An 883-nucleotide genomic window follows, 5' to 3' on the forward strand; every position below is an offset into this window, starting at 1 on the left:
CAATCCTTTCAATGCCATCGGAATCACAGGTACTGGGCTTCGACGCAGAATAATGTCGATGCCACGCATGAAGTCGTTCATTTCGCCATCGGAGGTCAATCGCCCTTCAGGGAAGATACAGACAATATGGCCTTCATTGAGAGCTTCTTCGACGTCGTTAAATGCTCGACGAATAGAACTTCGGTTGCTAGCAGAAATTGGTATCACGCCAGCACGGCGTAAAAAGCCTCTTAGCGGCGGCAGGTTGGCGTAATCTTCTTCCATCACAAAGCGAATCAAACGAGGGCATACGGCACTCAGTAACAGGGCATCCATGTAGCTCACATGATTGCACACAATCAATGCACCACCATGCTCAGGTAAGTTGTGCAGATTTTTGTGTTTAACACGATAGATGGTGTGCGTGAGCATCCACATTGCAAAGCGAACCACAAAAATCGGGATTTGTAGAAAGATATATGCCGCGACTAAGAAGTTAAGCACTGCAAGAAGCGCAAACAGTTGTGGAATACTTATCTCTACTACGCTTAGGCATATAATGCCAAGGACCGCACTGCCCACCATAAATAGCGAGTTAAAGATATTCAGACCTGCTATCACTTGCGCTCGTTCAGTCTCCTTCGCTCGGTGCTGCATTAAGGCATACAGTGGGACGATAAATAATCCGCCCGATGCTCCTATCATGAGCAGATAGAAAAACAGTGGCCAGAAAGGCTCGAAACGAACAAATTCAATGAAGTTTGCGAACTCAGGTAGCTCAGTTGGTACTGATGTCGCCATTAAGTAACCGAAGATGGTGATGCCTAAGGCACCGATTGGCACGATGCCCACTTCGATTCGATGATTTGAGATCCAGTTGCAAGCCAGTGAGCCTAGAGCAATC

At 47.1% G+C, this 883-nt stretch carries 1 protein-coding gene; it reads right to left on the bottom strand.

The window, feature by feature from the left end:
• Window positions 1–883, bottom strand: an 883-nt coding sequence (locus tag R7Z49_RS23985) for a 1-acyl-sn-glycerol-3-phosphate acyltransferase (protein ID WP_318112226.1), incomplete at both ends; no start/stop codon positions are given.

Origin of the sequence: Vibrio sp. 1562 (assembly GCF_033340155.1) — a bacterium.
In the GTDB taxonomy this organism is placed as follows: Bacteria; Pseudomonadota; Gammaproteobacteria; order Enterobacterales; family Vibrionaceae; genus Vibrio; species Vibrio alginolyticus.